This window comes from Streptomyces sp. NPDC036822 (assembly GCF_055609145.1).
In genome coordinates this window covers 69,937-96,451 of record NZ_JBVJPY010000009.1, presented here as the reverse complement: position 1 = coordinate 96,451, position 26,515 = coordinate 69,937, and the positions used below count along the sequence as shown (strand labels likewise).

At 73.4% G+C, this 26,515-nt stretch carries 24 protein-coding genes and 1 pseudogene; 8 read left to right on the top strand and 17 right to left on the bottom strand.

The window, feature by feature from the left end:
- The first annotated feature begins 33 nt into the window (after nt 1–33).
- On the top strand, nt 34–1,101 hold the full coding sequence (locus tag ACZ68P_RS21405; protein ID WP_471008392.1) for a PhlD: 1,068 nt from the start codon (nt 34–36) through the stop codon (nt 1,099–1,101).
- Here the strand turns inward: ACZ68P_RS21405 and ACZ68P_RS21400 are convergent.
- The 8 genes and pseudogenes from ACZ68P_RS21400 to ACZ68P_RS21365 all read right to left on the bottom strand — a co-directional run bounded on the left by ACZ68P_RS21400 (nt 1,082) and on the right by ACZ68P_RS21365 (nt 10,213).
- Nucleotides 1,082–3,256: a xanthine dehydrogenase family protein molybdopterin-binding subunit gene (locus tag ACZ68P_RS21400; protein ID WP_471008389.1), complete on the bottom strand. Its 2,175-nt coding sequence runs from the start codon at nt 3,254–3,256 to the stop codon at nt 1,082–1,084. The genes ACZ68P_RS21405 and ACZ68P_RS21400 overlap by 20 nt on opposite strands.
- Nucleotides 3,253–4,260: an FAD binding domain-containing protein gene (locus ACZ68P_RS21395; RefSeq protein ID WP_471008387.1), complete on the bottom strand. Its 1,008-nt coding sequence runs from the start codon at nt 4,258–4,260 to the stop codon at nt 3,253–3,255. Before ACZ68P_RS21395 ends, ACZ68P_RS21400 begins: the two co-directional genes overlap by 4 nt.
- Nucleotides 4,257–4,793, bottom strand: coding sequence for a 2Fe-2S iron-sulfur cluster-binding protein (locus ACZ68P_RS21390; protein WP_471008384.1), 537 nt, complete (start codon nt 4,791–4,793; stop codon nt 4,257–4,259). Before ACZ68P_RS21390 ends, ACZ68P_RS21395 begins: the two co-directional genes overlap by 4 nt.
- A complete protein-coding gene (locus tag ACZ68P_RS21385; protein WP_471008382.1) occupies nt 4,786–4,995 on the bottom strand; it encodes a hypothetical protein in 210 nt (69 codons plus the stop codon). Before ACZ68P_RS21385 ends, ACZ68P_RS21390 begins: the two co-directional genes overlap by 8 nt.
- Before the next feature lie 62 nt (nt 4,996–5,057).
- Nucleotides 5,058–6,809 (bottom strand): PP2C family protein-serine/threonine phosphatase, encoded by a 1,752-nt coding sequence (locus ACZ68P_RS21380; protein WP_471008379.1) that lies wholly within the window; start codon nt 6,807–6,809, stop codon nt 5,058–5,060.
- A 312-nt stretch (nt 6,810–7,121) separates the two neighbouring features.
- Nucleotides 7,122–7,580, bottom strand: a pseudogene (locus ACZ68P_RS21375) (SRPBCC family protein); the annotation flags it as partial.
- A gap of 146 nt (nt 7,581–7,726) precedes the next feature.
- A complete protein-coding gene (locus tag ACZ68P_RS21370; RefSeq protein ID WP_471008376.1) occupies nt 7,727–9,280 on the bottom strand; it encodes an FAD-dependent oxidoreductase in 1,554 nt (517 codons plus the stop codon).
- A gap of 270 nt (nt 9,281–9,550) precedes the next feature.
- Nucleotides 9,551–10,213 carry an HAD family hydrolase gene (locus ACZ68P_RS21365; RefSeq protein ID WP_471008374.1) on the bottom strand — a complete coding sequence of 221 codons (663 nt, stop codon included), beginning with the start codon at nt 10,211–10,213 and terminating at the stop codon, nt 9,551–9,553.
- Nucleotides 10,214–10,340: 127 nt separating this feature from the next.
- Here ACZ68P_RS21365 and ACZ68P_RS21360 point away from each other — a divergent pair, with 127 nt between their 5' ends.
- The 3 genes from ACZ68P_RS21360 (at nt 10,341) to ACZ68P_RS21350 (ending at nt 13,829) form a co-directional block, all read left to right on the top strand.
- On the top strand, nt 10,341–10,988 hold the full coding sequence (locus ACZ68P_RS21360) for a HemK2/MTQ2 family protein methyltransferase (RefSeq protein ID WP_471008372.1): 648 nt from the start codon (nt 10,341–10,343) through the stop codon (nt 10,986–10,988).
- A gap of 12 nt (nt 10,989–11,000) precedes the next feature.
- Nucleotides 11,001–11,912: a non-homologous end-joining DNA ligase gene (gene ligD, locus ACZ68P_RS21355; protein ID WP_471008370.1), complete on the top strand. Its 912-nt coding sequence runs from the start codon at nt 11,001–11,003 to the stop codon at nt 11,910–11,912.
- A gap of 108 nt (nt 11,913–12,020) precedes the next feature.
- Nucleotides 12,021–13,829 carry a thiamine pyrophosphate-requiring protein gene (locus ACZ68P_RS21350; protein ID WP_471008367.1) on the top strand — a complete coding sequence of 603 codons (1,809 nt, stop codon included), beginning with the start codon at nt 12,021–12,023 and terminating at the stop codon, nt 13,827–13,829.
- A gap of 94 nt (nt 13,830–13,923) precedes the next feature.
- Here ACZ68P_RS21350 and ACZ68P_RS21345 read toward each other — a convergent pair whose 3' ends face one another.
- The 4 genes from ACZ68P_RS21345 to ACZ68P_RS21330 form a co-directional block, all read right to left on the bottom strand.
- Nucleotides 13,924–15,072 (bottom strand): baeRF2 domain-containing protein, encoded by a 1,149-nt coding sequence (locus ACZ68P_RS21345; RefSeq protein WP_471008364.1) that lies wholly within the window; start codon nt 15,070–15,072, stop codon nt 13,924–13,926.
- Nucleotides 15,073–15,111: 39 nt separating this feature from the next.
- Nucleotides 15,112–15,291 (bottom strand): hypothetical protein, encoded by a 180-nt coding sequence (locus tag ACZ68P_RS21340; protein ID WP_471008363.1) that lies wholly within the window; start codon nt 15,289–15,291, stop codon nt 15,112–15,114.
- 224 nt (nt 15,292–15,515) lie between these two features.
- A complete protein-coding gene (locus tag ACZ68P_RS21335) occupies nt 15,516–16,043 on the bottom strand; it encodes a DUF5709 domain-containing protein (RefSeq protein WP_471008361.1) in 528 nt (175 codons plus the stop codon).
- 40 nt (nt 16,044–16,083) lie between these two features.
- Nucleotides 16,084–16,263, bottom strand: a complete 180-nt coding sequence (locus ACZ68P_RS21330; protein WP_471008359.1) for a hypothetical protein — start codon at nt 16,261–16,263, stop codon at nt 16,084–16,086.
- Between the two features lie 135 nt (nt 16,264–16,398).
- Here ACZ68P_RS21330 and ACZ68P_RS21325 point away from each other — a divergent pair, with 135 nt between their 5' ends.
- Nucleotides 16,399–16,608, top strand: a complete 210-nt coding sequence (locus tag ACZ68P_RS21325; RefSeq protein ID WP_471008357.1) for a hypothetical protein — start codon at nt 16,399–16,401, stop codon at nt 16,606–16,608.
- Nucleotides 16,609–16,811: 203 nt separating this feature from the next.
- Here the strand turns inward: ACZ68P_RS21325 and ACZ68P_RS21320 are convergent, their stop codons facing one another.
- The 3 genes from ACZ68P_RS21320 to ACZ68P_RS21310 form a co-directional block, all read right to left on the bottom strand.
- Nucleotides 16,812–17,015 (bottom strand): cold-shock protein, encoded by a 204-nt coding sequence (locus ACZ68P_RS21320; protein ID WP_365714204.1) that lies wholly within the window; start codon nt 17,013–17,015, stop codon nt 16,812–16,814.
- Nucleotides 17,016–17,112: 97 nt separating this feature from the next.
- A complete protein-coding gene (locus ACZ68P_RS21315; protein WP_471008355.1) occupies nt 17,113–17,523 on the bottom strand; it encodes a four-helix bundle copper-binding protein in 411 nt (136 codons plus the stop codon).
- A gap of 549 nt (nt 17,524–18,072) precedes the next feature.
- Nucleotides 18,073–18,687, bottom strand: coding sequence for a TetR/AcrR family transcriptional regulator (locus ACZ68P_RS21310; protein ID WP_471008352.1), 615 nt, complete (start codon nt 18,685–18,687; stop codon nt 18,073–18,075).
- Nucleotides 18,688–19,098: 411 nt separating this feature from the next.
- Here ACZ68P_RS21310 and ACZ68P_RS21305 point away from each other — a divergent pair, with 411 nt between their 5' ends.
- The 3 genes from ACZ68P_RS21305 to cpt all read left to right on the top strand — a co-directional run bounded on the left by ACZ68P_RS21305 (nt 19,099) and on the right by cpt (nt 22,091).
- A complete protein-coding gene (locus tag ACZ68P_RS21305) occupies nt 19,099–19,575 on the top strand; it encodes a MarR family winged helix-turn-helix transcriptional regulator (RefSeq protein WP_471008350.1) in 477 nt (158 codons plus the stop codon).
- Between the two features lie 307 nt (nt 19,576–19,882).
- On the top strand, nt 19,883–21,475 hold the full coding sequence (locus ACZ68P_RS21300) for an MFS transporter (RefSeq protein ID WP_471008347.1): 1,593 nt from the start codon (nt 19,883–19,885) through the stop codon (nt 21,473–21,475).
- 94 nt (nt 21,476–21,569) lie between these two features.
- Complete coding sequence (gene cpt / locus ACZ68P_RS21295) at nt 21,570–22,091, top strand: chloramphenicol phosphotransferase CPT (protein ID WP_471008788.1); 522 nt, start codon at nt 21,570–21,572, stop codon at nt 22,089–22,091.
- Nucleotides 22,092–22,188: 97 nt separating this feature from the next.
- On the opposite strand, the gene ACZ68P_RS21290 is transcribed toward cpt, so the two are convergent.
- The gene (locus ACZ68P_RS21290; RefSeq protein WP_471008344.1) at nt 22,189–25,293 is read right to left on the bottom strand and encodes a glycoside hydrolase family 3 N-terminal domain-containing protein; all 3,105 of its coding nucleotides are present in this window, start codon (nt 25,291–25,293) and stop codon (nt 22,189–22,191) included.
- 176 nt (nt 25,294–25,469) lie between these two features.
- Entirely contained in the window at nt 25,470–26,450 is a 981-nt protein-coding gene (locus tag ACZ68P_RS21285) for a LacI family DNA-binding transcriptional regulator (protein WP_471008343.1), read from the bottom strand.
- Nucleotides 26,451–26,515 lie beyond the last annotated feature (65 nt).

Here is a 26,515-nt window from a genome sequence, read left to right as displayed (position 1 = left end):
TCCATCCGTCCGTCCCACCCAGGGGAGTCAGTCTTGACGTATCTCGCCCGTCCCGCCATCGCCCTGCCCGAGCACGTCGTCACTACCGACGAGTTGTGCGACGACATCCGCCGGGCGCACCCCGACCTGCCGCGGCTCGACGCGTTCCTGCGGATCGCCCGTGCGACGACCGTCGAGACCCGGCGGTTCACCCGCCCCCTGTCCGCGCCCACGGTGTCCGGTGACGCCCCCGTGGCGGAACGCAACCGCGCCGCCTACGAGGACGCGCTCCGGCTGGCGGTCGAGGCGGGCCGCCGGGCCCTGGCCCACGCCGGACTGGAGCCCGGTGACGTCGACTGCGTCATCACCAGCCACACCACCTCCTGGACCGTGCCGTCCCTCGACGTCCACCTGATCCACGAACTGGGCCTGAGACCCGACATACGCCGTATCCCCCTGGCCACCCTGGGCTGCGCGGGCGCGGCACAGTCCCTGGTCTACGCCCATCGGGACATCGCCGCCCACCCCGGCGCCCACGTCCTGGTAGTCGTGGCCGAGTGCCTGTCCACGGCGACGTACAACCACGCGGACACCAGCCGCGAATCGATGATCTACAAGGCGCTGTTCGGTGACGGGGCCGCCGCGGTCGTCGCCTCCGGCGCCCCGCGCCGGCCGGGCCCGCACGTCCTGCTCGACGACACCTTCGAGTACGTCCTGCCCGACAGCGTCGACCGCTACCGCGGCCGCCTATCCGGCGCGGGCCTCGCCTTCGACTCCACCCCGGCGGCCACCCGCGCCCTGAACGACTGCCTTCCCGCGATCACGAAGTGGCTCGACGGCCGCCGTCTCGACTTCGCCGTCGTGCACCCCGGCGGGCCCCGGATCCTCACCGACGCCGCCCAGGGGCTCGGCCTCGATCCCGATCCGGCCGACGGCGACCTGACATATTCGTGGGCCAGTCTCGCCGCGTGCGGAAATCTCGGCGGGGCCGCCGTACTCGACGTCCTGGCCCGGACGTTCGACACCCCGCCCGCTCATGACGCCGAGGGCATCCTCATCGGCTTCGGCCCCGGCTTCACCCTGGCGGCCGCGCACGGCCGTTTCATCGATCCCCCTCGCTGAGGTACGGGAGGAGGCGGTCGGGCGTCAGGGGCAGGTCCCGCAGCCGTACCCCCACCGCGTGGTGGACGGCGTTGGCGACGGCCGCGGCGGTGCCGACGATGCCGATCTCCCCGATCCCCTTGCTCCCCATCGGATTGAGGTGCGGATCGTCCTCCTCCAGCCAGTGCGCCTCGATCGCGGGCACGTCCGCGCAGGACGGCACGTGGTACGCGGCCAGGTCGCGCTCCGTGAAGCCGCCGAAGGCCGCGTCGGGGGAGCTCGTCTCCGTCAGGGCCATGCCGATGCCCATGGTCATGCCGCCGATGAACTGGGAGCGCGCGGTACGGGGGTTGAGGATGCGGCCGGCGGCGTAGACCCCGAGGAGGCGGCGCACCCGGACCTCGCCGGTCACGGTGTCGACCTGGACCTCCGCGAAGTGGGCGCCGAACGCGTGCCGGGCGTAGGGGGATTCGCGCCCGGCCTCCTCCTCGGTGTCGGCCGTCGCGGACAGGCCGTCGACCGGGGGCTTCCCGGAGTGCGCGCGCAGCTTCCCGGTGAGGGCGGTGCACGCCTTGTGCACCGCCCATCCCCAGGAGGCCGTGCCCGAGGAGCCGCCGGCGAGCGGGGCGTCGGGCAGTCCGCTGCTGCCGATGTCGACGCGTACCGACTCGACGGGCACCTGGAGGACCTCGGCGGCGACCTGCGCGAGCACGGTCCGCGCACCCGTTCCGATGTCGGTGGCGTTGAGCCGGACGGTGTACGTGCCGTCCGGGGCGGCGTGCGCGGACGCGGTGGAGGGGCTGACGAGCACCGGATAGGTGGCGGCGGCCACGCCGGTGCCCAGGAGCAGGTCCCCTTCACGGCGCACGCCGGGCCGCGGGTCGCGCCGCTCCCAGCCGAAGCGCCGGGCTCCCTCGCGCAGACACTCCACGAGGTGCCTGCTGCTGAACGGCCGTCCGCTGTCGGGCTCGGTGTCCGGTTCGTTGCGGACGCGCAGTTCCACCGGGTCGATTCCGGTGGCGACGGCGAGTTCGTCCATCGCCGACTCCAGGGCGTACATGCCGGACGCCTCACCGGGAGCCCGCATCCACGAGGGCGTCGGCACGTCCAGCGCCACCACCCGGTGGACGGTGCGGCCGGCCGGTGAGGTGTACATGGTGCGGGCGGGGACGGCGGCCTGCTCGACGAACTCCTTCACCGTCGACGTCTGCGTGACGACCTCGTGCGCGAGCGCCGTGATGACGCCGTCGCCGCCCGCGCCGAGCCGTACGCGCTGCACGGTGGGAGCACGGTGGCCCACCACGGCGGGGAGGTCACGGCGGGGAAGGGCCAGCTTGACCGGGAGCCCGGTGTGGCGGGCCGCCATCGCCGCGAGCACCACGTGGGGGCGCGGTGTGCCCTTGCTGCCGAAGCCGCCGCCCACGTGCTCGGACAGGACGGTGACCGACTCCGGGGGCAGGGCGAAGAGGCCCGCAAGGGTGTCCCGTACCGTCGTCGAGCCCTGGCTCGAGTCGTACACGGTCAGCCGGCCGTCGTCCCACCACGCCGTGGCGGCGTGAGGTTCCATCGGATGGTTGTGGAGTGCCGTCATGGTGTACGTCGCGTCGACCCGGACCTCGGCGGCGGCGAAGGCCGCGTCGAAGTCACCGCGTTCGCGTACCGCCGGGTGGCCGCCGTTCGCCTCCTCCGGCGTGTAGAGCCGGGGATGGTCGGCGGTCAGGCGGACCTCGTGCTCGTGGGCCTCGTACTCCACGCGCAGCGCCTCCGCTGCGGCGCGGGCGTTCTCCGGGGAGTCGGCCACGACGAGGGCGACGTACCAGCCGCGGTGCGGGACGCGCTCGTCCTGGAGCACGGCGAGCGTGGGGTCGTCGGGGGTGCCCAGCCGGGGCGCGTTCGCGTGGCTGAGGACCGCGTGCACGCCGGGCAGGGCCAGGGCGGCGTCGCTGTGGACGGCGGTGACCCGGCCGCACGCGACGGTGGCCGGCACGGGCCAGGCGTAGGCGCAACCGGGCGGGGTGTGCTCGGCGGCGTACCGCGCCGCACCCGTCACCTTCAGGCGGGCCTCGCGGCGCGGCACGTCGTCGCCCGTGGCCGTCGCGGTCCCGCGGGCGCCGGCCGTCACGTCCTGCGGGGAGGTGACGGCCGGCGGAGCGGGCGGGGAGAGTCGGTCGTTCATGCCGGGTTCCTGTCTCCTTCGGCGCGGGAGGCGAGGGCGCTCAGGACGCTGACGGCGAGGTTCCGGGCCAGCGTCACCTTGAAGCCGTTGTCGCGCAGCGGCTGTGCCGCGGCGAGTTCGGCGTCGGCCGCCCGGGTGTACGTCGCGGCGGTGGCCGGAGCGCCGCGCAGCACGTCCTCGGCGGCGCGGGCACGCCACGGCCGGTGGGCGAGCCCGCCGAAGGCGAGCGCGGCGTCCGCGACGACACCGTCCTCGACGCGGACCACGGCGGCGACGGAGGCGAGCGCGAACGCGTACGAGGCGCGGTCACGGGCCTTGCGGTAGGCGCTGCGCACGCCGGCCCGGAGGGGCGGCAGGCTGACGCCCGTGATCAGTTCCCCCGGGCGGATGACGGTGTCCTGGTCGGGCCGGTCGCCGGGCAGCCGGTGGAAGTCCGTCACCGGGACCGCGCGCTCGCCGCCCGCGCCGCGCAGATGGACCACGGCGTCGAGGGCGGCCAGCGCGACGGCCATGTCCGAGGGGTGGGTGGCGACGCACTGTTCCGAGTGGCCGAGGACCGCGAGATCGCGATGGGCGCCGTCGCGGGCGGGACAGCCCGTGCCCGGCTCCCGCTTGTTGCAGGGCTTCGACGTGTCCTGGAAGTACGGGCAGCGGGTCCGCTGGAGGAGGTTCCCGCCGGTGGTGGCGGTGTTGCGCAACTGCCCCGACGCCCCGGACAGCAGCGCCTGGGAGAGCGCGGTGTACCGCGTGCGGACCAGCGGATGCGCGGCCAGGTCGCTGTTGCGCACGGTCGCCCCGATGCGGAGCCCTCCCTCGGCGGTCTCCTCGACCGCGTCCAGCGGGAGCCGGCTGACGTCGATGAGGAACTCCGGGGCGGCGACGCCCAGCTTCATCAGGTCCACGAGATTGGTCCCGCCGCCCAGGAAGTGGGCGTCCGGGTGGGCGTCGAACGCGTCGAGCGCCTCCTCGGCCGTGCCGGCGCGGAGGTAGGAGAAGGACCTCACGTCGCGGCCTCCTCGATCGCGTCGACGATGTGCGGATAGGCGCCGCAGCGGCAGAGGTTGCCGCTCATGCGCTCCCGGATCTCCTCGGGGCCGAGCGGGGCGGGGCCGTCCGGGGGAGTCACCAGAGAAGGGTGTCCCTCGGCGGCTTCGCCGAGCATCCCGACGGCCGAACAGATCTGCCCCGGCGTGCAGTACCCGCACTGCAGGGCGTCCCGGGACACGAACGCCTCCTGGACGGGGTGGAGCCGGCCGTCCTCGGCGAGTCCCTCCACCGTGGTGATGTCCGCACCCTCGCAGGCCACGGCCAACAGCAGACAGCTGTTGGTCCGCCGCCCGTCGACGAGGACCGTGCACGCGCCGCACTGCCCGTGGTCGCAGCCCTTCTTGGCGCCCACGAGGTCCAGCCGCTCCCGCAGGGCGTCCAGCAGCGTGGTGCGGTTGTCCAGGCGCAGTGTCCGCGGCGAACCGTTGACGTTCAGGGTGACGTCGGAGGTCCCGCTCCCCGCCGGGGCGGACCGCGTGGGGCTAGCCATGGGTGGCGCCAGGGGCGGCGAGGGGGCGGTGGCGGCCCAGGACCCGGCGCGCGCCGGGGGAGTGGTCCCGTCCGACGGGCCCGAGGGGTCCGTCGTGCCTGAGGGGGCGGCGGACGTCCTTCGCGGACAGCTCTTCGACCGTCGTGCGGTCCTCGCGCAGCAGCACGATCCCATCCATGTGCAGGCCTCGCCCTTCTGTCATGGTATGTAGTCATATGCCCCGGGGTGGGTGTTCCCCCGAAGCGGCGCTCGTATGTCCGTCGATCAGTCGACGCGGATCGCCAGCAGGCACGCGTCGTCGTCGTGCCCCGACCGGGCGTGGTCCTCGACCAGCCGGTCGATCGTCTGCTGCGGCGTCAGCCCCGCCGCCTCGCCCACCGTGGTCACGAGCCGCTCGATGCCCTCGGTGATGTCCTCGCCGCGCCGCTCGACCATGCCGTCCGTGTACATCAGCAGCAGATCGCCCCGTTGCAGGGGGTACGCCGACGTCTCGTACGCGTATCCCGGCAACGCCCCGAGCAGCGGCCCGCGTTGCTCGGTGGTGAGCGCGAAGGCCCGTCCCTCGCGGCGCACCACGGGCGCCGGGTGCCCCGCGTCGGCCCAGTGGAGGACCCGGTCGGCGTCGATGTGCCCGGCGATCGCCGTGGCCGTCTGTCCCGAAGGGTCGCTGCACACCAGCTCGTTCAGCCAGGTCATGATCTCCCCGGCCGGCGCGCCGGTCTGGGCCAGACCGGCCAGCGCGTGGCGCTGCTGGGCCATCCGGGCCACCGCGTCCAGCCCGTGCCCGCAGGCGTCGCCCATCGCGACCAGCACCCGGCCGTCGGGAAGCAGACGGCACTTGTACCAGTCGCCGCCGACGGCCGAGTCGGGCTCCGCGGGCTGGTACGCGGCCGCCACCGTCAGGCCCACCGCGGCCAGCTGCTCGGAGTGGGTCGGCAACAGCGCCTCGCGGAGCATCCCCGCGACATGGCGTTCCGCCTCCGCCTGCTGGCGCAGCCGCTCCGTCTCCCGTTCCGTCTCCACCAGCCGGCGCCGGCTGCGCATCTGCGGCGTGAGGTCGCGGGCGACGAGGTGCACGGCCCACGGCCGCCCGTCCGTACCGGCGACCGGGCGCCCGAGCAGATCGAGGGTCCGCACCTCGCCGACCACCAGGAAGCGGATCCGGGTCCACGCCGGTTCCTCCCCCGCGAGGACCGCCGTGATGAACTCCGCGAACGCCGTGGTGTCCGCGGGCAGCAGCGCGTCGCACAGCTCCTCCAGCGACCACGGCATGGCCAGGTCCGTCCGGAAGATCCGGCTCAGCCCCTCCGACCACGTCACCTTGCCCGACAGCAGGTCCCAGTGGCCCCACCCCATGGACGCGAGGTGCTGGGCGTCCACGGTCAGCAGCTCCGCCTGGCTGCGGACCGGACGCCAGGTGGCGACCAACTGGCCGCCGCAGGCGGCGGCGCAGTAGAGCAGCTGGGCGCGGTGGAGGCGGCCCAGCCGTTCCTCCGTGTAGTCCACGACCACGCTCTCCATCGGGCGCCCCGTGGTCAGCGTCTCGGTGAGCGCGGCGAGGAGGCCGCTCGCGGCCGCGCCCGGCCGTGCCTCCATGAACCGCTGGCCCACCTGGTGCGCCGGCGCCTCCAGCCACTCCGCGGACCGGAGGTGATTGCCGGCCCGGATGACGAAGTCCACGACGCCGCCGTTGTCGTCGCGCATCGGGGTGAGCAGCGCCGCCGACGCGGGGATCGCGGGCAGGGTGGCGCAGATGCACGACCAGGGGTCGTGCTCCTTTCCGTCCGGGCCGGCGCCCTCACCGTCCTCCGTGCCGCACATGCAGGAGGTGGACAGCGCCGCCTCGTGCCTCCGCGGCAGGAGCGCGGTGCTCTGGAGGGGCGAGACGCGGTCCTGGGCGAGGGGCGGTGGCTGCCGGGTCCCGGTCTTGCGCCGGACGTCGGCGCGCAGGGCGGAAATCTCGCGCCCGATGACGGCCTTGAGCCGGCTCACGTCGTCGGGGAGGGGAAGGTTCATGACGCACCTCGGGGGCCGTGGAGGATGGGGCGACGCCCGCTGACGGCGTCGGGCCCCCGGGTCCCGTGCCGTGCCGGTCCCGCCGTGACACCGGGCCGGTCCGGTGAGCGTGACGGACGGGATCCGCCGGCCGGGGCCGGCGGGTTCCCGCCCGTCGTGCCGTCAGCCGTGCCGCATGTCGTCCGGGTCGACCGGGAGACTGGAGCCGGGCCCCGGCATGGGGCGACCGGGCCCGGGACCGCCGGGCACGCCCATGGTGCCGGTTGTGCTGCTGGTGCCGCCGGGAAGTCCGGTGCCGGTACCGGTGTCGCCCTGGCCGGGGGTGATGCGGCCGCGCCAGCCGCCGCTCTCCCGCCCGCGCTCCTCGATGAAGCCCTTGAACCGCTTCAGATCGCCCTTGACCCGCCGGTCCAGGACCCCCAGCGCGTCGCCCGCCTTCTCCGCCACGCCCTCCGGCTCGAAGTCCATCGCCAGGCTGACCCGGGTGTGCGACTCGTCCAGCGACTGGAAGGTCACCACGCCCTTCTGCCGGCTGTCGCCCCCCACCGTCCGCCACGAGACCCGCTCGTCCGGCAGTTGGTCCACGATCTCCGTGTCGAACTCCCGGCGCACGCCCGCCACCTTCGTCTTCCAGTGACAGTGCCGGTCGTCCACCTGGCGGACGTCCTCCACCCCCTCCATGAAGCTGGGGAACTCCTCGAACTGCGTCCACTGGTTGTACACGTGCCGCACCGGCACATCCACGTCGATCGATTCCTTCACCATGCTCACGAGAACGCCTCCTCCATTCGTCTGCGAAAGACCGGGCACCCGACATCGAGACCGCACACGCACAAGCCTGACAAACACGGGCAAAATGCGCCTGCCCGTCGATCAGGAGTTCAATCCCGGCCGGGCGGGCGGTGCGGCCGTCCGCCTCACCCCTCCCCGGGCGGTTCCCGCCGCTCCAGGCGCTTCAGGGCGGGTCCCTGGAGGACCTCGCCGTCGATGTCGAAGCGGGAGCCGTGGCAGGGGCACTCCCAGGTCCGTTCGGCGGAGTTGAAGGCCACCAGGCACCCCATGTGCGTACAGACCGCGGAGACGGAGTGCACGGCGCCTCCCTCCTCCCGGTACACGGCGCACGGATGCCCTCCGTCCCGCACCACCTCTCCCGTGCCGGGCCGTACGTCGGCCACCGTGCGCCGGGCCCCCGGGCCGAGCGTGTCCAGCCGGTCCTTGACGAAGTGCTTGCCGGCGTCCCACTGGGCCTTCAGCAGGGACGGTGCCGAGCGGGCCACGGAGGCGGGGCGGCGGGGGTCGTACAGCTCCGCCCACCCCGGCTCCGCCGGGCGGTCCCCGAGGAGCGAGCCGAGCAGCATGCCGGCCAGGACGCCGCCGGCCATGCCCCAGCCGCCGAAGCCGGTCACGACGTACACATGGCCGTCGTCGCCGTGGTGCAGCGGCCCGATGAGCGGGACCGTGTCGGTCGGCGCGTTGTCCTGGGCCGCCCAGCGATGGGTGATCTCCACCCCGGGGAACCTCTCGCGGGTCCACTGTTCCAGCCGCCGGTAACGGCCCTCGGTGTCCGGCTCCGTCCCCGGCGTGAAGGCCTCACCGGTCACGATGAGCAGCCTGCCGTCGCCGTACGGGGCGGTGCGCACGGAACGCTTCCCCTGCTCCCGCGTGATGTACATCCCGGCCGGGTCACGGTCGGTGGGGAGCGGCCCCGCGACGACGAGGTCGCGGTGCTGCGTCAGACGGGTGGTGAGCATGCCGCGGTCGAAGACGGGGTGGTGCGTCGCGACGACCACGTCCCGCGCGGTCACCGTGGCGCCGGAGGACGTCCTCAGCCGGCACGGCTCGCCGCGGTCCAGGTCCACCACCCGGGTCTCCTCGTGGATCCGGCCCCCGCGCGCCGTCAGGTCCTCGGCCAGCCCCCGCAGGTACTTCCGTACGTGGAACTGGGCCTGGTCCTCGACGCGGACCGCCCCCGCGACGGCGTACGGCAGGCCGGTCTCGGTCACGAAGGAGGCGTCCAGACCGGCGTCCCGCGCGGCCTCTGCCTCGGCCCGCAGCTCCTCGACCCCGGCGGGATCCTCGCAGTAGGTGAGGGCGGGCCGGCTCTCCAGCTCGCAGTCGATCCCGAGCTCCGCGGCGACGTCGCCGACGTGACGCAGCGCGGCCGTCTGCGACCGGGCGTACGCGCGGGCCGCGTCGGCGCCGTGGGACTTGCGGAGGTCGGCGTAGACGAGGGTGTGCTGGGCGGACAGCTTCCCGGTGGTGTGCCCGGTGACCCCGGCCGCGACCCTGTGCGCTTCCAGGAGCACCACGGACCGGCCCGATCGGGTGAGCTCCCAGGCGACGCTGAGCCCGGCGACGCCACCCCCGATCACCGCCACATCGGCCTCGGTGTCGCCGGTCAGCGGCGGGTGGGCGGGAATGGCCGCCGTCCGCATCCAGTGGGAGCCATGGGGAGCGGAAAGTTCGTTCATGCGGCGCGGTTGCCCGCAAACGCCCCAGGAATGCGTACGGGCCTGGCGGCCGGGGTTCGGGGTCCTGGCCTGGGGGACCGCGGTGCCAACGGGTCGGCGCTCGGGCCTCCAGCCGGGACCCGAGGCCCGGGCCCGGGCTCCCGAAACCCAGGCGGCTCACGACCGGGCTCCCGAGGCCCCCGCCCAGGATCCCGGAGCCCGCGCGCCCCACGCTCCCGAGGCCCACGCCCAGGCCCTCAAGCCCCCCGCGGACGTCCGCTTCGGCGAAATTCACTCCGGTGCCAGGGGGCTTTCCGCCAGACGGGCGAGAAGCTCGGCGGGGTCCGCGTACACCGCGCCCGCTCCGGCGGAGCGCAGGTCGTCGGCCGGGATGCCGCCGCACAGGAGCCCGACGCAGGAGACGCCCGCGCGCGAGCCCGCCTTCATGTCCCAGACCGTGTCGCCGACCAGCACCGCCCGCTCCGGGGGCACCTCGACGAGGTCGAGGGCGTGGCGGACGGGCTCGGGCGCCGGCTTGCCCTCCTCCACGTCGTCGGCGCTCGCGGTCCGGGCGATCACGTCGTCCGCGTCGATCGCCCGGCGCAGCGCCTCCAGCTCGCGCCCGCTCGCCGAGGTGACGAGCACGACCGTCCAGCCCTGACCGGCCACCGTCCGCAGCAGCGTCCCCGCCGAGTCCAGCGCCGGCAGACGGTCGAAGTACGTCGCGTACAGCGTCTTGTGCGCCGCGCTGATCGCGGAGTCCTCGCGCGTGTCGCGGTCGTCGCCCAGCACCCGGGCGATGAGGTCCTCGCTGCCGAGTCCGATGGACCGGTGGAGGGCGTGCATGGAGACGTCGTGGCCCGCCTGGCGGAACGCCTCCCACCACGCCGTCACATGCAGGTGATTGGTGTCGGCCAAGGTGCCGTCGACGTCGAACAGAGCTGCACGGGTCATCCTGGGTCGCCTCCTCCGACGGGTGGCGCGGGAGCGCCTCCCGGCGCGGCTACCCCCTCACCAGGGGAGAAACCGCCCATCGGGCAGGCGTGGAAACCCGCCGCGCGGGCACCTGCGGTTCATGCGCATGATCAAGCCTCCGGGCGTGTACGCCCCCCAGGGAGACACGGAACTGCTGTTGGAGGGCCTGGCCGGCGAGGAGCTGCGGCCGGGCACCCGTTCGCTGGACCTGTGCACCGGCACCGGCATCCTCGCGATCGCCGCCGCCCGGCGCGGGACGGCCGCCACCGCCGTCGACGTCTCGCGCAAGGCACTCGCGACGGCCTGGCTCAACGCCAGGATGCTGGACTGCCGGATCCGGCTGCTCAGGGGCGACCTGGGCGAGCCGGTGGCGGGGGAGCGGTTCGACCTGGTCACCGTCAACCCTCCCTACGTCCCCGCCGAGGACCCCGAGCCGCCCACCCGCGGCCTGGACCGCGCCTGGGACGCGGGCCCCGACGGGCGCCTGCTCCTCGACCGCATCTGCCGGCAGGCTCCCGTGCTCCTGAGCCCGACGGGGGTGCTGCTGCTCGTCCAGTCCTCCCTCTCCGGCGTCACCGCGACCCTGGACGCGCTGCGCCGCGCCGGTCTGGGCGCCGAGGTCGTCCGCAGCCGTGCCCAGGCCTTCGGCCCCGTGATGTCGGCACGCGCGCAGTGGTTCGAGGACCGGGGCCTGGTCAGCACGGGCCTGCGCTCCGAGGAACTGGTCGTCGTCCGCGCGACCCGGGCGAACTGACGGAGGAGGGCGATGGCCGGCGCGAAGGAGAGCATCCGGATCGGTGGGCGTGCCGTCGAGTACAGCCGCCCCGAGAAGCCCCTGTTCCCCGAGGACGGCCTGACCAAGGCCGACCTCGTCGCGTACTACCGCAAGGTGGCCCCGCGGATGCTCCCGCACCTGCGCGGGCGTCCGCTCATGCTGGAACGCCACCCCGACGGGATCGGCGCGGGGGGATTCATGCAGAAGGACCTCCCCGACCACTTCCCCGACTGGGTGCACCACGCCGAACTGCCCAAGTCCGACGGCAGGGTCACCTACGTGATCTGCGACGACGCCGCCACTCTGGCCTATCTCGCCGGGCAGGCGTGCATCACCCCGCACCGCTTCCTCTCCCGGGCCGACCGGCCGGACCATCCCGACCGGCTCGTCCTCGACCTCGACCCCCCGGGCGACGACTTCGCCCCCGTACGGGAAGCGGCCCGGCAGCTGCACGAGCTCCTGGAGGAGGTCGGCCTTCCGTCCTCGGTCATGACCACCGGCTCCCGCGGTCTGCACGTCGTCGTGCCGCTGGACCGCCGGGCCCCCTTCGACGACGTCCGCGCGTTCGCCCGCGACCTCGCCACGCTGCTCGCGGACCGCCACCCCGACACGCTCACCACCGAGGCCCGCAAGAAGGCCCGGGGGGACCGGCTCTACCTCGACATCCAGCGCAACGCCTACGCCCAGACCGCCGTGGCGCCCTATGCCGTGCGCGCCCGTCCCGGAGCTCCCGTCGCCGCGCCCGTCACCTGGGACGACGTCGACTCCGACGACCTCGCCGCGGATCACCGGCGGCTCGCCGACGTCGAGCGCCTGCTCGCGGAGGACCCCTGGCAGGACGCCCCCCGACGCGGCCGCTCCCTCGCCCCCGCCCGCCGACGGCTCGAGGCCCTGCGCGGCTGACGGCGGGTCAGGGAAGGGCCAGCCGCGCAGGATCGAGGCGGAAGCCGGAGCGGGAGCCACGGAGGGGAGCCGAAAGGGGGGACCACCCAGCGAAAGGAGAGGATTTCCGTGTCGAACAAGGTGTCCGACCACGTACTGCGGCGCCTGCGCGAGTGGGACGTGGACCACGTCTTCGGCTACGCCGGCGACGGCATCAACGGCCTGCTCGCCGCCTGGGGCCGAGCCGACGACCGGCCCAGGTTCATCCAGGCCCGGCACGAGGAGACGGCCGCTCTCCAGGCCGTCGGGTACGCCAAGTTCTCCGGCCGGACCGGGGTCTGCGTGGCCACCTCGGGCCCCGGCGCCATCCACCTGCTCAACGGGCTCTACGACGCCAAGCTCGACCACGTACCGGTCGTGGCGATCGTGGGGCAGACCAACCGCAGCGCCATGGGCGGCTCCTACCAGCAGGAGGTCGACCTCCTCAGCCTGTTCAAGGACGTCGCCGCGGACTTCTGCGAGATGGTCACCGTCCCGGAACAGCTGCCGAACGTCCTCGACCGCGCCCTGCGCACCGCAGCCGCCAAGCGGACCGTCACCGCCGTCATCATCCCCGCCGACGTGCAGGAGCTCGACTACTCCCCGCCCGAGCACGCCTTCAAGATGGTGCCCTCCAGCCTCGGGATCGCCTCCTACACCCCCGTGCCCGGCGACGAGGACCTCGCCAAGGCGGCGGAGATCCTCGACGCGGGGGAGCGGGTCGCCGTACTGATCGGCCAAGGAGCGCGGGGCGCCCGCACCGAGGTCGAACTGGTGGCCGAGAAGCTCGGCGCGGGCGTGGCCAAGGCGCTGCTCGGCAAGGACGCGCTGCCCGACGACCTTCCGTACGTCACCGGAGCGATCGGCCTCCTCGGAACGCGGCCGAGCTACGAACTGATGAGGGACTGCGACACGCTCCTGGTGATCGGCTCCAGCTTCCCGTACTCCCAGTTCCTCCCGGACTTCGGCCAGGCACGCTCGGTACAGATCGACATCGATCCGTTCATGGTCGGGCTGCGCTACCCCTTCGAGGTCAACCTGGTGGGCGACGCAAAGGCCACCCTGACCCGGCTCCTGCCGCTGCTGCACCGCAAGAAGGGCCGGAAGTGGCGCGAGAAGGTCGAGAAGGACACCGCCCACTGGCGCGAGGTCATGGAGCGGCGGGCCGCCGTGTCCGCCGACCCGATCAACCCCGAGCACGTCGTGCGCGCCCTCGACCCGCTGCTCCCGAGCGACGTGATCGTGACCGCCGACTCCGGTTCGTCGGCCAACTGGTACGCCCGCCATCTGTCGTTCCGCGGCACGATGCGGGGCTCGCTCTCCGGAACGCTGGCCACCATGGGATGCGGTGTCCCGTACGCGCTCGGCGCCAAGTTCGCGCATCCCGGCCGGCCCGCCGTGGCGATCGTCGGAGACGGGGCCATGCAGATGAACGGCATGGCCGAACTCATCAGCGCCGCCAAGTACCGGCACGAGTGGGACGACCCTCGCCTGATCGTCGCCGTGCTCAACAACCAGGACCTCAACCAGGTCACCTGGGAGATGCGGGCCATGACCGGCGCCCCGCAGTTCCTGCCCTCGCAGGCGCTGCCGGACGTGCCGTACGCGGACTTCGCGCGGTCCATCGGCCTCGCGGGGCGGCGGGTGGAGAAGCCCGACGAGGTGCCGGGCGCCTGGGAGTGGGCGCTGGCCCAGGACCGGCCCTGTGTCCTCGACTTCGTCACCGACCCGGCGGTCCCGCCGATTCCGCCGCATGCCTCGCTCGACCAGATCGAGGCCGCGGCCACGGCCGTCCTCCAGGGGGACAGCGACCGGGCCGCCGTCGTCAAGCAGGGCGTGAAGGCCAAGGTGCAGGAGTTCCTGACCCCCCGTAAGTCACGACGCCGGAAGGAGCGTTGACGACCGCCGCGAGACGCGGGAGCGTCCGCGGCACAGGCGGAAGCGGGGACGGCCTCGGCCGTCCCCGCTTCCGCCTCTCGCGTCCGCGCGTTCCTCAGTCGCTCCAGCGCAGCACGGCCCCCACCCCGCCCGCGGGTCCGCGCATCCCCTCCGGGACGACCAGGACTTCGCAGTTCGCGGCGACGGCCGCCCTCAGCAGGGCGTCGTCCGCCCGTGCCTCCTCGGGCTCCATGACGCCGACGGCGCGGGCGTCACCGCGCTGGACGGCGACATCGTCCACCCCGGGACCGATCCACACCCGGCGCCCCGCGTCGGAGGCGTTCCGGTCGATCAGCAGCGTGGCCACCTGGTGCTTGCGGGCGGCGTCGACCACCGCGGGGATCCCCTCGGCGGCCTGCCCGAAGCCGGTGTCGACGGACGAGACCCGGTGCTCACCCGGCCTGCCCCGCCCGACACGGAAGCGTTCGAGGGCGTTCTGCAGACGCTCTCGCGTGTGGCGTTCGCACGCCTCCTCGATCTGCGCGTCCAAGGCGCTCGTGGAGGCACCCGGCTGCCGGGCGCCGCTCCCGGCCTCGACGGCGACGGCCTGGATGTGCTGCGGCAGCCGCCCGTACACCGCTTTGCGCTCCCGGGCGTCGCCGGTCAGGATCAGCAGCGAGGGGTCGTTCTCGGGCCACTGCCGGACCAGCTCCGCGGCGATGACGTCGGCGGTCTCGTCCCAGCTGTTCTCGACCTTGTTGCGGTAGTGCCACTCGTACCTGTCCTCGGGGATGCTGCGGTGACCGCGGCCCTGCCACTCCTTGCCCCGCGCCTGCCCCAGGCTCTCGCGCCCGTGCGCCTGCCGGAGCTCCAGATCGGCGCCCGTGCGGTCGATGTAGGCGACCAGGCAGGCCGGTTCCTCGCCCCGCAGCACCACCAGGGGCGCCACGTGCGGCAGGGTCGACCACGTCACCTCCTCCGTGGGCGGGGCCTGGGTGAGGGGGAGGTCGAGGACGACTTCGTCGCCCGTGGCGAAGAGCGCCCGTCCGGGCGGCGATCCGGAGGCGGGCTCGTGGGCGAGCCGGTCCATGACGGCCTTGACGGTGGCCGCGTCGACGTCGGCGTCGATGAGCCGTCCGGCGACGGAGCGGTTACGGAGTTCCTGGAGCTTCGCCCCGTCCTCGGTCACCCGGGTCGTTTCGATGTAGACCGAGGCCCAGGGACCGGGACGGTCGAAGAGGGGCTTGAGAAAGCCGAGTTCCATGGGAGTCCCCCAATGCGTGGTGGAGAGGGCGTCGGACGGTCAGGCCCTCCCGGGGCCTTCGTCGTCGGAGTACGGCGGGTCGTCGACGGGGGGTTCGGGGTCGTGCCATTCCTCCGCGCGGGTCGGGTGGCCGGACCGGACCTGGCCCTCCACCTCCTTCTTCCGCACGTCGTCCAACTTCGGGCCGGACTTGCTGCTTCCGCGCTGTGGGGTGCTCACGTGGTACCTCCCTGTGGGTAGGGGCCGCGGAGAAGGCCTTCCGGCGATCTCCGTACCCCGCGCGTGCCCGCCGCCGACTACGACAAACCGGACCGTCACAGCGCTACGGCGGGAAGGGCCCGACCCGGCCCTTCCCGCCGTACCTTCCCCTGCCACGCGGCTCCGTCGTGCTTCCACGGCGGCGCCGCTTCCCTCGTCCCCGGCCCACGGGCCGCCGGCACCGCCTATTGGTCCTCGTCCTCGTCCCCGCCCTCGATGGCGAGCTCCACATGCATCGCGGCCTCCTCGGCCGCGGCCGCACCACCGTCGATGCCGACGTCCCTGGCCAGCACCCCGACGGTCCGGCCCGGCGCCGGCTCGTCCACCGGCACCAGGCGGCCCGCGCGGGTGGCGCCCGACTCCCGGTCCACCGGTTCGCCTTCGCCGTCCACCAGATCCCCGATGCCGTCGCCCGGCGGTGGCTCGGTCTCCGGGAGTTCCTGGGCGAGGCGCGCGTCGAGCGACTGTCCCTCGCTCTGTTCGCGGCCGGTCGTGCCGTGGCGGGTCACGGCGTGCGGCCGGTCGGGCGGGGCGTAGCCCTGGTCCAGCATGACGTCGAGTTCGTCCGCACCGATGGCGTTCTCGAGGTCGAGGTCGTCGGTGGGCCGGTTGGACACGTCGGAGTGGGTCGGCTGGTAGACGTCGTCGCCGCGCCCCTCGGTGTCCGTCGACGCCGGCTCCCCGGCGCTCCGGTCGGCTTCGTCGTGGGCCATGATCCGCTCCTTCCGCCGTCTCCGCCCTCCGCGGGCGGCCCTACCTGGCGCGGCTGTCGTCGTGATCCTCCGGCGGCGGCTCCTGCCCGAACCGGGCGGCCCGACGGCGCAGACGTACGGCGGCCTCTCCCATCTCCTTGAGGAGTCGGCTCGCCACCTCGTCCATGGAGTCCCGGGAGGGGTCGGGCTGTCCGCGCTCTTCCTCGTGCTCCGGTGTCACGAGGCGCGACTACCCGGAATCAATCCCTCCATCCCTTGCCGTACGCCCCCCGGGGCGCCTCCCGCGCAACGACTGCCGCATCCAAGATCGGCCCGAAGGGGCATGGCGGCGGCGCACGGGGGCACGAGCGTCATCATGAAAGCCCTGATCACGGTGCACAGGCTCTCCCCGACGGGCGGGCGGCGGGTCACGACGCGCGGCGCCATACTCGGTATCGCCTACGACGACGGAGATCTCGTCGAACTCGCCCGCGGAGCCGGCATCGACGACCCGGAGTCGCTCGTCGGCGACGACCGGCTGATCGAATGGCGCGGCGGCCGCCCCCACCAGTACGAGGCGGCGTAGGGCGCACCGGTACGAAGCGACGTGGCGCGCACCGGTACGACGCGCGGCTTCGGGTGCGTCCCTGCCGGGCCCGGCCCCGGCGGGGTCACGGAAGGCCGGCCGGTACGGACACGTGGCCGGCCAGGAACGTGCCCCGCGCCGGGCGGCGCGGGGCGGGGCGGGCCGGGGGTGGGCGCTGCGGCGCCCGGGTGATCAAGCGGTGATCAAGAGGGGGTGACGTGTTCGGCCTGCGGGCCCTTGGGGCCCTGGACCACGTCGAAAGTGACCTTCTGCCCTTCGTCGAGCTCGCGGAACCCGGCGGCGTCGATGGCCGAGTAGTGGACGAAGACGTCCGGGCCGCCCCCGTCCTGAGCGATGAAGCCGAAGCCCTTCTCCGCGTTGAACCACTTGACGGTGCCAGTAGCCATGTCGATCTCCTTCTGAGGCGCGGGACCATGTCCCACGCCCCGCCTCTTCCCGAAAACGTCCCTCCTATGGCTGCCGTCTCGAGCGACCGGTCCATCCCTAGCCGAGGGACGTCAGCAGCTCCTCGCAGGCCTGTTCGCACGAGCGGCACGCCTCGGCGCAGACCCGGCAGTGGTCATGCAGATCGGCGTGGGACGCGCACTCGTCGCCGCAGGCCTTGCACGCGACGGAGCAGGCCCGAAGGATCGCCGCGGTGATGTGGGCGTCGTACCCCGTGTGGCGGGAGAGGACCGACGCGGTCGCCGTGCAGATGTCGGCGCAGTCCATGTCGGTACGGATGCACTTCGTCAGGTCTCCCACCATGCCTTCGGACAGGCACGCGTCCGCGCAGGCGGTACACGCCTGGGCGCACGCGACGCACTCCTCGATGCAGCGGGTCAGCTTCGTCTGGTCGATGCCGCCCAGGTCGGCCGGGTACGTGTCGAGCATGTCCCTCACGGTGCTGGACATCAGGATCGGCCTCCTCGCCCCGGAGGGCCGGCGGATCCGGATCGCCCGCCCGTGAGCCCCCGGTACTACCCACCTAACCCTTCCCGGTGCGCCGCCGCGCGCCGGAGGCGAGGACGGCCGGACGCGGCCCCCGGGCCCGGGGCCGGTGCGCCGGGTGTCATCGGACGCCCGACGGGTAGGCGACGCGATGACCGCGATCCGCGCAGCACCGGGTCGACGGCGATCAAGGACGATGACCACGACTACGACCAGGTGGTGTCATGGGTACTCCTCCCACCGATCCCGTCCCTCCCAGCCCCACCCCGTCGCCGGGGCCGGGCCCCGGCCCGCAGCCGGGTCCGCTTCCCGGGCCGGTGCCCGGCCCGGGCGGGCCCGATCCGGTGCCCCCGGCGCCGCCGCAGCCGCAGCCCGATCCCGAGCCTCCGCCGGCCCCCCGGCCCGATCCGCACCCGGCGCCCGGCCCGCTGCCCGGGCCCGGTCCCGCGCCCGAGCCGGCGACCTGAGCGCTCGCGGACGGACCGTCGCGCGGAAGGCGGCAGCCGGCCCCACTCAGGACGGCAGCGGCCCGCCGGCTGTGGCGCGTACGCTCGCCAACCAGTCGTCCAGCAGGCGGACCTGCCGCTCCGCCGGGAAGTCCGCCGGTGCGAACAGCGCCTGGACGACCAGCCCGAGGACGAAGCTCTGGGCCGCTGCCGCCAGGTCCTCGGCCGGGGAGCCGGCGGGGAGTTCGCCCCGCCGCCGGGCTTCCTCGACGTGTGCGGTGAGCCTGATCCGCGAGCGGCGGTAGCGCTCGGCGTGCTCGGCCGCGAGCTCGGGGTCGGCGAGGGCGACGTCCCACGAGGACACCCAGATCCGGTTGCTCGCCGCCGCCTCGGGCGTGAGCGGCAGGACATCGAGCATCGCCGCGCGCAGCGCGACGAGACCCTGGCCGCCGGCACTGCGGCGCGGCCGCTGCTCCGTCCGCTCGGCGAGCACCTCCAGGGCGGTACGGAGCAGGGCCCGCTTGCTCGGGAAGTAGTGCGTGAGCAGCCCCGTCGTCGCGCCCATCTCGCCGGCCACCGCACGCAAGGTGAGGCCGCCGAAGCCGCGTTCGGCCAACACGCGCCAGACGGCTTCGGACACGTCGCGCCGACGGGCGTCATGGTCTCCACGAGCGGGGGGCATGGCCACATCGTACAAAGCAAGCGTTTGGTACGTACGTGCCGGTAGGCAGCACGGCGCCGGTACGAACCGCACGCGCCGGTACGTACGCACGGCGCTGGTGCATGCGAGCGCGCCGGTACGTACCGGGCCGGTCATGTACCCCTCCGCGCCGCCTCGGCGGCAACGGGGTCTCGCCGCCCGCGCGGCCGGGCGCGGCTGATCGACGTGGAGATGGGTAGCCGCCGGGCGGAAAGCCCACCGGGCGCGTTCCGGCCGAGTCGGCGAGACGCCCGAGCCGCGCGCGGGCCCGGGCCTCAGTCGGGAAGGTCACCGACGAGGAGTACTCCCGCCCGCGCCACAGCAGCCCCTGACGCGGTGGCCCGAAGATGGCTCTGTTGACATACCTATGTCTTCATGGCTAATCTCGCGGTCATGGCAAACAGCATCGAGGACCCGCAGGGTCACGACGGAGCGGCGCGCACCGCCGCGGCGCTCGTCGACGTCCTGCCCGACCTGCACCGGGCCCTGGAGCGCCGACTGGACCAGGATTTCCCGCACCCCAAGCCCCCCGACGGGCAGTTGGCGATTCTCCGGCTGGTCAGGGAGCGTCCGGGGATCACGGTCAGCCAGGCCGCCGAGGCCCTGCTGATGAAGCCGAACAACGTCAGCACGCTGGTGTCCCAGATGGTGACCGGCGGCCTGCTGCTGCGGAAGCAGGACCCGGCCGACAAGCGGGTCGCCCGCCTCCACGCCACGGACGAGGCGCTGTCCCGGGTCGCCGCCGTCGAGAACCTGTTCCGCGGCTACGTGCTCGCCGGGCTGGACCACCTCGACGACGAGGCGTGCCTCGCCCTGGCGCGGGCCGTCCCCGCGCTGGAGGCCCTGACCCGGCACATCCGCCCCACCTGACCCCAAGCCGGCCCCGCCCCGACCGGAACCTGTCCCAGCCGAGCCAGCCCCGTCCCGCCTGTTCGCCGAGCTTGCCTGATCCCGCCCTGCCCTGACCACGCCCTGCCCTGATCCGGCCCCGGTCCCGCGCGCCCCCACGCCCCGGCCCCGGCCCGGCGCTCCCCCCTGCCCTCATCCGGCCCTGATCCCGGTCCCGTCCTGATCCCGTCCCGCCCCGGCGCTTCCGCCGGGCCGGAGGCCAGGCAACGGGCCCATACCACCCACCCCCGGGTTCCCACCCGTCACGAGAAGGACGAGGCACTTCACCATGCCCTCCCGCACGCCCGACATCGTCGTCGTTCCGGCCCACTCGCCTCCCCAGGCCCCCCGGCGCGACGGTGTCCGCTCCCGTCCCTGGCTGACCCTGGTGGCCGTCGCCTTCGGCCTGTTCATGGTCGGCCTGGACGGCAGCGTCGTCTCCATCGCCAACCCCGAGATCGGCCGGGACCTCGGCGCGTCCACCGCCGACCTCCAATGGGTCACCAACTCCTACCTCCTCGCCCTCGCCGCCGCGTTGATCCTCGGCGGCAAGCTCGGCGACCGCTTCGGCCGGCGGACGTATTACATGATCGGAGTGGCGGGCTTCACCGTCGCCTCCGTCGCCATCGGCCTCGCCGGCTCCATCGAGGGCGTCATCGCCTTCCGCGCGCTCCAGGGCCTCTTCGGCGCGCTGCTGATGCCCAACACCCTCGGACTGCTGCGGGCGGTGTTCCCGCCGAAGAAGTTCGGCATGGCGGTCGGCATCTGGGCGATGGTCTCGTCCGTGTCGACGGCGCTCGGCCCCATCGTCGGCGGACTGCTCGTCGAACACGTCAGCTGGGAGTCCGTCTTCTACATCAACGCCCCCATCGGCGTCGTCGCCCTCGTCTTCAGCGCCCTGGTGCTGCCGCAGAGCAAGAGCCCCGCGGGCGGCCGGGCGTTCGACGTCCCGGGCGTCCTCCTCCTCGGGCTCGGGCTGCTCGTGGTCGTCTTCGGCGTCGTCAAGGGCGAGACCTGGGGCTGGAGTTCGGCCTCCACCCTGGGCACGATCGCCGCCGGTGTCGTGGTGCTGCTGGTCTTCGGCCGGTACGAGACGCGCGTCGGGCACCCGCTGCTGCCGATGCGGCTCTTCCGGAGCCCCGCCCTGACCATCGGCACCGTCATCACCGCGGTCAACTTCTTCGTCCTGCTCGGCCTGATCTTCTTCGTCATGCTCTACCTGCAGAACGTCCGAGGATTCACCCCCGTCGAGGCGGGCGTGCGCACCCTGCCGCTCAGCCTGGCGTCCGTGATCGCCTCACCCCTCGGCGCCGCCCTCACCGACCGGTTCGGCGCCCGGCTCACGATGCCGGTCGGCATGCTCCTCCAGGCGGGCGCGGCCTTCGGGATGCTCGGCTGGGACGCCCACTCCTCCTACACCGCGCTGTGGCCGCCGTTCGTCGCGCTGGGTCTCGGCGTCGGCATGGTGATGGCGGCCTCCTCCGAGGCGATCGTCGGCAACGCACCCGTCAAGGACGCCGGTGTGGCGGGCGGACTCCAGGCCACGGCGCTCCAGATCGGCGGCGCGCTCGGCACCTCGGTCCTGGTCTCCCTCATCAGCAGCCGCGTCGGCTCCACGCTGACCGCCGAACTGACCGCGGCCGGAGTGCCCGCGCCGATGGCCCACGGTCTGGAGAAGGCCGAGGACGCCGTGGCGATGGGCGTGGCGCCCGTCTCCGGTGACATGTCCGCCCAGCTGAGGGCGGCGGTCGTCGAAGGCAGCGGTCAGGCGTTCATGAACGGCGTCCACACCGCCGTCCTGGTGACCGGAGTCCTGTGCGTGGCGGGAGCCGTGCTGGCGGCCGTCGGGGTCCGGCGCGGCCCCGAGGCGGCCGGGTCGTAGCGGTCCCGGGGGAGCCCCGGCGCCGCGTGCGGAGCGCCGATATCCGCTCGACGCCTCGCCGGGGCGCCCTTACTGTGGCGCGGTGACGACCCGGATGATCATTCTCAACGGCGGCTCCAGTACGGGAAAGACCGGCATCGTCCGGTGTCTTCAGGCCGTCCTGCCCGACCCCTGGCTGGCCTTCGGGGTCGACTCGTTCGTCGACGCCCTGCCCGCCTCCCTTCGCGCCTCCGACGACGGGATCACCTTCGCCGGGGACGGCGGGGTGAGCGTCGGGCCGGAGTTCCACGCGCTGGAAGCGGCCTGGCGGGAAGGGATCGCCGCGATGGCCCGCGCCGGTGCCCGGATCGTCGTCGACGACGTCTTCCTCGGCGGCGCGGCCTCGCAGGAGCGCTGGCAGCGGGCGCTCGACGGCCTCCCGGTGCTCTGGGTCGGCGTCCGCTGCGACGCCGAGGTGACCGCGGGCCGCGAGATCGCGCGGGGCGACCGGACCGTCGGCATGGCAGCCCTCCAGTCGGCGATCGTCCACCAGGGCGTGCGCTACGACCTGGAGGTGGACACGACCCGCACCGAGTCGCTCGACTGCGCGCGAGCGATCGCCGCGCGCGTCCGCTGAGCGGAGGCCCACCGGGCGGACGGCGCTGCCGCCACACGAGTACGGGGCCGGTCGCCCGGCCCCGTACCCCCCCGTGCCCTACCGGGACCTCAGTCGCTCAGGCGGCCCGGTACGCGGTGGTCAGCCGCGCGACGGCCCCTGCGAGGTCACCGGTGAGCAGCAGGTGGTCCGCCTCGGCGAACGGCTTGGCCGTCGCCTCCGTGATGTCCTGACCGATCTTCTGCTGGACGATCTGCCGGGCCTTGCCGACCAGTTCCCTGCCCTGCGCCGAGCCGCCGAGGCCCGTCGCCTGGAGCACCCTTGCCGCCGCGCCGATGGCCCGCAGCGCCGTCTCCCCGCCCGCCGGCGCCTTGGTCAGCGTGGTCAGGCCCCAGCCGTACGGGAACTGAGGGTCGTAGGAGGCGTCGCCGACGTTGATCGGCAGCTGCGCCTCGGACTTCGGCCAGGTCACGGGGAGCTGTCCGGTGAAGGGACGCTTGCCGTACAGGACGTCCGCCACGCCGTCGCCCTCGGTGCCGGGCAGCCAGGACGCGACCAGGGCGTCGATCGCGCCGAGCCGGTCGCCGATGAGCTGCGGCCGGCCGGAGACGACCAGCACCGCGCACGTCATGGCGGCGCAGACCTTGTCGACGGCCGCCTTGTCGGCGGCGGAGAGTTCGAGGTCGTGGCCGTTGCCGACGTCCCCGAAGCCCTCGGCGTAGGGGGCCTCGCCGACGACCACGACGCCGACGTCGTAGCCGTCCGTCGCGGCGGAGGCGTCCTTGGAGTACGAGATCTCCGCGCCGGGAGCGGCCTTCCTCATCCCCTCCAGGATCGTGGTGCCCGTGGTGGTCCGGCCGGACGCGCCCTGCCAGCTGATGGTCCAGCCACCGGCCTGGTTGCCGAGGTCGTCGGCGTTCGACCCGGCGACGTACACCTTCTGCGACGTCTTCAGGGGCAGCGCGGCGCCGTCGTTCTTGAGCAGCACCTGGGACTTGGCGACCGCCTCGCGCGCCACGGCGCGGTGCTCGGGGGAGCCGACGGTGCCGAGGTGCGTGGTGTCGGCGTACGGCTGCTCGAACAGTCCGAGCTTGAACTTTTGTGTCAGGATCCGCGACACCGCGTCGTCGACGCGGGCCGGGCTGACGCGTCCGGCCGTCACCTCGTCCTGGAGGACGCGGGTGAAGTCCTGGTAGTTGGTCGGCACCATGATCATGTCGAGTCCGGCGTTGACCGACGTGCGGACGTCGCTCGGGTAGTCGCCGGGGATCTGGTCGATCGCCTGCCAGTCGCTGATGACGAAGCCGTCGAATCCCATCCGGTCCTTCAGGACCCCGTTGATCATCTCGGCGTTGGCGTGCATCTTCACCGGGCCGTGGTCATCACCCAGGATGTCCAGCGAGGAGTACGAGGGCATGACCGTGCCCGCACCCCGCTCGACGGCCTCGGCGAACGGCGCGAGGTGCACCGCCTCCAGCTCCTCGCGGGTGACCTTGGTGACGCCCTGGTCGATCGTGTAGGAGCCGGTGGTCGAGGAACCGAACTCGGTTCCGCCGTCACCCACGAAGTGCTTGGCGCTGGTGAGCACCTTGTCGTTGCGGTCGAGGTCCCGGCCGTTGCGCGCGCCCTGCATGCCGTTGATCACGGTCTCCATGGCGGTGACCAGGGCGGGGTCCTCGCCGAACGCCTCGTACGAGCGGCCCCAGCGTTCGTCGCGGGTCACGCACAGGCAGGGCGCGAAGTCCCACGGGATGCCGGTGGCCCGCACCTCCTTGGCGGTGACGGCGCCGGTCCTCTCGGCGACCTTGGGGTCGCGGCCGGCCCCGATGCCGATGTTGTGCGGCATGATCGTCGACCCGATGACGTTGTTGTGCCCGTGGACGGCGTCCACGCCGTAGATCAACGGGATCTGGAAGCGGGTCGCCTGTGCGCGCAGCTGGTACGCGTCGACCATCTTGGCCCACGCCTCGGGAGCGTTGGGGGTGGGCACCGAGCCGCCGCCGGAGAGCAGCGAGCCGAGGTCGTAGGAGGCGATGTCGCCCTGCGACTTCAGCGCGTTGCGCTCGGCCTGCGTCATCTGGCCGGCCTTCTCCGCGAGCGACATCCGCCCGAGGAGGTCGGCCACCCGCTTCTTCACCGGGAGCCTCTTGTCGAGGTACGGCAGACCGTGGGCGTTCACGACGACCACGGGCGTCTCCGCCGGGGCCTTGGCCCCGGTGACGGTGAGCCGGAGCGGGATCGTCTCCGCGGCCTCGGCGGAACCGTCCTTCGTGGTCGCCACGGCGATCGAACGGGACGTGCCGGACGGTGTGCCGGCCGGGAACGTCACGCTGCCGGTCACCGGGGTGTAGTCCCGTCCCGTCGTGGCGCCGCCGCCCGCGGGGCTCTCGCCTTCGGTGGTGTACGCGACCGTCACGGGTTCGTCGATCGGTCCGGAGCCCGTGGTGGCGACCGATACCCGCACCTGGGCGGTCCCGCCCTCGGCGACCGGGTACACGGCGGCGTCGGTGACGACCTTGGTGGTGAGGGCCGGTTCGGCCTTGCCGTACAGCTCCACACCGTCGAGGGCGAAGGAGCCCGGCGAGCCGGGCGGCAGGGTGAGGGCGTACCCCCACATCTCGTTCAGGCCGAGGACCTGGTCGATCCCGCCGACGGGCTGGTAGTCCGCGCGGTACTGGAAGTCGGCGAACGGGATCTCGACGAGGTGCCAGCCCTCCCAGTCGTCGGTGAACGACGTGGTCCACAGCTCGGACGCCTCGCCGTTCGCCCCGCCGTCCTTGAGCTCGAAGTGGACGCGCTTGCCCGATCCCGGCGGCAGCGGAGCGGTGTTCTGGCCGTACCACCAGAAGCGGATGCCCTTGAACGCCGTCCAGTCGTGGGCCGGCGCGTCGAAGGCGAAGTCGTGGCTGAGACCGCCCCAGCCGCTGATGTCGTAGCTGCCCTCCAGGACCTTGTCGCCCTCGGGGGCGTCGGCTCGGTCCGCGATCCTCAGCGTCGGCTGGTCGTCGGCGTCGCTGCCCCAGGTGAAGATGCCCTCGGCGGGCGGGTTCGCGAAGGGGATCTCGCCCTCGAAACGGTCGACGGCCACCGGTACGGGCTCCTCGGCGCGCGCCCCGGCGCCGGCGGCGGCGCTCGGCAGGGCGCCGGCGAGCAGACCGCCGAGGACGGCGGTGGCCGCGACCAGCGCCGTACTCGTTCTGCTCCTGAAGCGGGATCGTGGCATTGCGGCTCCTTCTGCGGGCGGACGGGCCGGCGGCGTGCCGTTGCGGTGCGGTGTGCTCACGGCGCCGGTTCTGTGCTGTGCGGTGTCGTGCTCTCGGTGGTGTCGTACTCCGTGGTGCGGTGTGCGGGTGCCCTGGGGTGCGGGCCGTGCGGCGTCGGCGGCCGTGCCGTGCCGGATCAGGGGGCGGGTGCGGAGCGGCGGATGACGAGCTCGGTGGGAAGGACGACCGGTTCGACGGGGATCGTCCCCCCTGCGAGACCGGAGAGAAGCATTCCGGCGGCCGTCTCGCCCATCCGCCGCATGGGCTGACGGACGGTGGTCAGCGGTGGTTCGGTGTGCCGGGCCATGGGGATGTCGTCGAATCCGACGACGGCGACGTCCTCCGGGACCCGCCGGCCCGCCTCCCGCAGGGCGCGCAGCGCGCCCGCTGCGATGAGGTCGTTGTGCGCGAAGACGCAGTCGAAGTCCCGGCCCTCCGCCAGGGCCCGCTCGATGCCGGCCCGGCCGGTCTCCTCGGTGAACTCGCCCTCGGCCACCAGGCCGGTGGGCAGGACGTCCAGGAAGCCCGCCAGCCGTTCCCGTACGCAGCCGAAGTCCCGGCGTCCGGTGATGACGAGGGGCCGGGACCGGCCCGAGGCGGCCAGATGGGCTGCGGCGGACGTGCCGCCGGCGCGGTTGGTGGTGGCGACGGAGGGGAACGCCGGGTGGTGACCGCGGTCGTCGACGAGGACGACGGGCAGGCCGCGGCGGTGCATGGCGGTGATGGTCTCCAGGGTGTTCTCCGGCTCGACGACGAGGAGGCCGTCGAACGCCCGGGCGGAGACCTGCCCGGCGAAGTGGTCGACCGATTCGGCGCCCCGGTTGCAGGTGAACAGCAGCAGGCCGTATCCGGCGGCCTCGACGGTGTCGGCGACACCCTGGAGGACCTCGCCCATCCAGGGCCAGGTCAGCGACGGGACCAGCATGCCGATGGTGCGGCTGGTGCCGCGCGCCAGGCCGACCGCCCCGGAGCTGGGTACGTACCCGAGCACACCGATCACTTCGCGAACACGGGCGGCGGTGACGGCGTCCACCTCCGCACCCGTGTTCAGGACGCGCGACACGGTGGTCTTGCTGACACCCGCCTCACGTGCGACGTCGGCGATGGTGACACGCATCGGAGGGCCTCCGCGGCGGGGTCAGGCGGCAACTGACATCGGTGTCGGAACCGGTACCGGAACCG